This is a genomic window from Actinobacillus minor NM305, assembly GCF_000175195.1.
GTDB lineage: Bacteria > Pseudomonadota > Gammaproteobacteria > Enterobacterales > Pasteurellaceae > Haemophilus_A > Haemophilus_A minor.
Window position 1 is genome coordinate 1 of the sequence record NZ_ACQL01000185.1, and the last position, 4721, is coordinate 4721.

2 protein-coding genes are annotated in these 4721 nt (G+C 40.2%); both read left to right on the forward strand.

Features of this window, described 5'->3' with window-relative positions:
• Positions 1-124 precede the first annotated feature (124 nt).
• The gene (locus AM305_RS11555) at positions 125-1417 is read left to right on the forward strand and encodes a sulfate adenylyltransferase subunit 1 (RefSeq protein WP_005826346.1); all 1293 of its coding nucleotides are present in this window, start codon (positions 125-127) and stop codon (positions 1415-1417) included.
• 186 nt (positions 1418-1603) lie between these two features.
• Positions 1604-4721 (forward strand): S6 family peptidase (locus AM305_RS11560; protein WP_005826348.1); only part of this gene is annotated, 3118 nt, incomplete at its 3' end.

Consider the following 4721-nt stretch of genomic DNA (forward strand, 5'->3'; position numbering starts at 1 on the left):
CCCCCCTCCGTAAACGGAGGGGGAGAAGTTAAATAAACTTTGTGCAAGTGCTACATAACACCTCCCACAAGGGGCGAGAGTAAAAATGCAAATGTGCCGAATAATGATAAGAAAGGAACAAAATATGAGCCAGTTAAACCAATATGCACCACTAAGATTTATTACCGCCGGCAGTGTTGATGACGGTAAAAGTACCCTTATTGGTCGCTTACTTTACGATAGCAAAGCATTACTTAGCGACCAACTATTAAGCCTCAATAAAGCAAAAAATAATAATGAAGTGATTGATTTCTCTGTTTTGACCGATGGTTTAGAAGCCGAGCGTGAACAAGGTATTACGATTGATGTGGCGTATCGCTATTTCTCAACCGCAAAACGAAAATTCATTATTGCGGATACCCCAGGGCACGAGCAATATACCCGTAATATGGTTACCGGCGCTTCTACGGCTCACGCAGCTGTCGTCCTTATTGACGCTTCGCAGTTAGATTTTTCCGGTAATGAGGTGGAATTGTTACCTCAAACCAAACGCCATTCAGCGATTTTAAAACATTTAGGTACTCCACATATTATTGTGGCAGTCAATAAAATTGATTTATTGGGCTTTGATGTTGCAAAATTTGAGGCTATTTCGACCGCTTATCAAAAATTAGCACAGCAGTTAGGGCTTTCTGATGTGCGGTTTGTGCCGGTTTCTGCTTTACACGGCGACAACTTGGTTTACCAGAGTGAGCGTACACCGTGGTATCAAGGCGAGCCTCTTTTAACGATTTTGGAAAATTTACCGAGTAATGAAAGTATCTCGGATAAAGCAGAAGATTTTCATTTCCCTGTGCAACTGGTAAGCCGTTTAGATCAGGATAAGGCGGATGATTTCCGAGGTTATCAAGGGCGTATTGAGGCGGGTTCTATTGCAGTAGGTGATGTTGTTCGTATTGAGCCAAATGGCTACCGCTCTACAGTTGTTGAGATTATCAGTCCAAATGGTATTGTGGAAAAGGCGAGCGCAGGCGAACAGGTTACACTCCGTTTAAAAGACGATATTGATATCTCTCGAGGCGATACGTTTGTTGCAGAAAATGCGACTGTTCAAGCCACAAAGCAACTCAAAGCCACCTTGTGTTGGTTTGACCAACGAGCCTTAAATCCGGCACGTAAATATTTGCTCAAACACACCACTCAAACTGTTTTTGCGAAAGTCACGAATGTCGATCATGTATTGGATGTGAAAACCTTAACCAACTCAACCGAGGCACAAACTTTACAACTCAACGACATTGGCGAGGTAACAATTTTACTCCAAAAACCGATTACCGCAACGACTTATGCTCAAAATCAAGCAACGGGCTCATTTATCTTAATTGATGAAGCGACTTATCATACGGTCGCCGCTGGTATGATTTTGGAACTTGCTTAAATGCCAAGAGACAGAAAAAACGTAGTGAGGCTTTTCTTACTACGTTTTTTTATTTTCCGCAAACGATTGCGCATGTAAATAAAATAAAGTATATTTACAGTAATTGTTTTTTTTTTGCTCACTTTGCTATGGTGCGGTGATGCTACTCAATAAACCCTTTTTCTTTTTTATCATTAAACATTAACTATGAACCGTACTTTTAAAATCATCAAAAATGCCCTTGGGCAATATGTTGTGGCCGGCGAATTAGCGAAAACCAAAGGTAAAGCTAAATCGCTTACGCATTTGTTATTACTTTCTACGCTTGTGCCATTCTCATTAAGTAGCCAAGCCTCCTTAGTGCGTGGCGATGTGGATTACCAAGAATTTCGTAATTTCGCTGAAAACAAAGGGAAATATCAGCCTGAAGCAGTAAACATTCCTGTTCATGATAATAATGGTAACTCTCTTGGTACAGTTTTACCGCAAGATGTGCCAATGCCTGATTTTTCTGCAACCAATTTTGGAACGGGGGTTGCAACGTTAGTTAATCTCCCAAGCGCTATAGTCAATTCCAATCAATTTATTGCTAGTGTGGCTCATAATACCAATGAACGTTTAAATAACCTTTCCTTTGGTGGCAGAAGTTACCAAGTCGCAAGCTATAATCGTGCGTCAACCTATTGGCAAGACGTACCAGAAGAAGATTATTTTTATGGGATTCGTAATAACTATGATTTCGCTCTACCGCGTTTAAGCAAAATGGTCACTGCTGTTATGGGTACAGAAGTGCCACATTTATGGGGTGGTTTGAATAATAATGTTATTCCTTCCGAATATACCGCATTTGCACGCTTAGGTTCAGGAACACAAGAAGTTTGGAATCACACAACAGATACTAACGATAGAAAAATGGGTGCTTATGTCTATTTAACAGGAGGTACGCCAATTTCACCTATTAATGGTTATGATTATGACACCGCTGATATTGAAAACCCTTCAACACAACAAGGAAAATATATTGTCGCAGAAGGTAATCTCTTTTCCTTATTAACCAATGAAAATAGGGCTAGTGGACCTTTAATGACCCATACATTAAAAGGAGATAGTGGTTCTCCACTTTATGCTTACAATAGTTCTACAGGGCGTTGGGTGTTATTTGCTTTAACGCAAGGTGGTAAAGGTTGTACAACAGAACATTGTTCTACTAGAAATAGCGATGTATCCGATCGTTGGACTGTGATTGATAGCGAATTTATTAATAAAGTTACAACAGAAAAAGAAAGTCATAGACCGGTATTATTAACTAATTTGGGTGGTTCAAATTATCATTGGTATAGTAATCCATATAGTGAAGCAGGTTTGAGCTATTTGACGACAGAGCGAGGATATTATGGTGATTTTGTCGGGGGAACCCCCTTAAAAATTACCGATGATTCTCGTTATTCTGATGCGGACAAAGGTGCAGCAGCGATTGATAATGGGCAAGATTTATATTTGTCAGATGGCTTGACTGTCAATCTTGAACAGCCTATTGATCAAGGAGCTGGCGGTATTTATCTCACATATGGAGAAGCCAATGTTACAGCTACAAATGACTATAACACCTGGGTGGGTTCTGGCGTTTACGTAGGTGAGAATGCACGATTAAATTGGCGTGTGAAACAACCTGAGATAGCTCGTAAGCTAGAAGGTGGGAATGCAGATGAGTGTAATAATGAGAATTTATGTGTAAGGGATATTTTATCTAAGCTCGGTAGCGGTACCTTGAATGTGAATGGAAACGGTATTAACCACGGAGGTATCAGTGTAGGCGATGGCGAAGTGATACTTAACCAACAAGCTGATTATCGGGGCGAGCAACAAGCCTTTTCATCCGTTGAGCTAACGAGTGGGCGTGGTACGGTAACCTTGATGGACGATAATCAAGTGAAAGATAATAACTTTTCCTTTGGTTATCGTGGCGGCAAACTGGATTTAAACGGACATGATCTGACGCTTATTGGGTTACGTAACTACGATGATGGCGGAAATATTGTCAACCATAATCAAACTAAAGAAACTACTCTAATTTTAAAACCTTACGTTTTTAACGTAATCGAGTATTACGATAATTTTAAAGGTTTTTTAGGTGCTAAATCGGATGCGACAAAGCCGAATGGCGAGCTAAATGTTGAAATCCAAAAAACAGTTAATGGCACAAGAGAAAGAAAAGCTTATTATTTGACCGGCGGGGCTAACTTAAATGGTTCGCTCACAGCTAATGGTACAACCGTAACTTTACAGGGTAAAAATAATCCTTATGCAGATATTATTACGCAAGACCCTAATGGAATAGCCGGCTCGATCGTAAGTTCCGTAACAAATAGTGCCGATTGGGTTAACCGTGATTATCGTGTTAAAAATCTTTCTGTAATCCAACAAGGAACTGTCAATATCGGGCGCAATGTGACAGAACTTTCTGCAGAAACTGTTTCAGTTAAGGATAGCTCTACCCTTAATTTAGGGTTTAAAAAAGACAGTAATTTTAGAATATTTGATGACGGACAAAGGGTAAAATGGTCATCGTCTATTACAGATCTAAGCCCTGATTTTTATCATCTTCTACCAACCACACAAGCGGTCGCAAATGAAGTCAATTTAGCTAATAATTCTGCCTTAAATATCCATAAAGCGACTTTAACCAGCCGTATTTTAGGGGATCAAACTTCAACAACGACACTTTGGGCAGATTCAACTTGGAATATGAACGGTGATAGTTATGTGCAGCAACTTATGCAAAAGGCCGGCTCAACTTTGTCTGCAACAGCGGGAACATTAACTGCAACCATTAATGCAGAAAAAGGCTCGAGTACAACATTTGGCAGCGGAACAATTTGGGAGCTATTGGGCGATAGTACCGTTGATCAACTCAAACTCAACAATGCTCGTATTCGTTTAAATCCACAAAATGAATTTTCTCGTTTCAATACTTTGAACGTATTGAGTAAGTTGTCGGGTGATGGGCTTTTCTATTTTAATACGGATTTGGCCGGCTTGCTGGGCAATAAAGTCAAAGTAAAAGATGTAGAAGGGACGCATACTATTGCGGTGCAGGATTCTGGCCGTGAAGTGAGCCGTGCAACGCCTGAAAAATTAGCGTTATTTGAAATTTCAGGTGATAGTAATAAGGCTACCTTTAACTTACAGAATGGGCACGTAGATGCAGGAGCTTTCCGCTACACTTTAAGTCATCTTGTAAATAAAGTTGCAGAGTTGTCAGATCTTAAATTTGAAGAAGAGGCTCGCTTGAAAGCCGAAGAAGCGGAACGCCAACGTCTTGAAG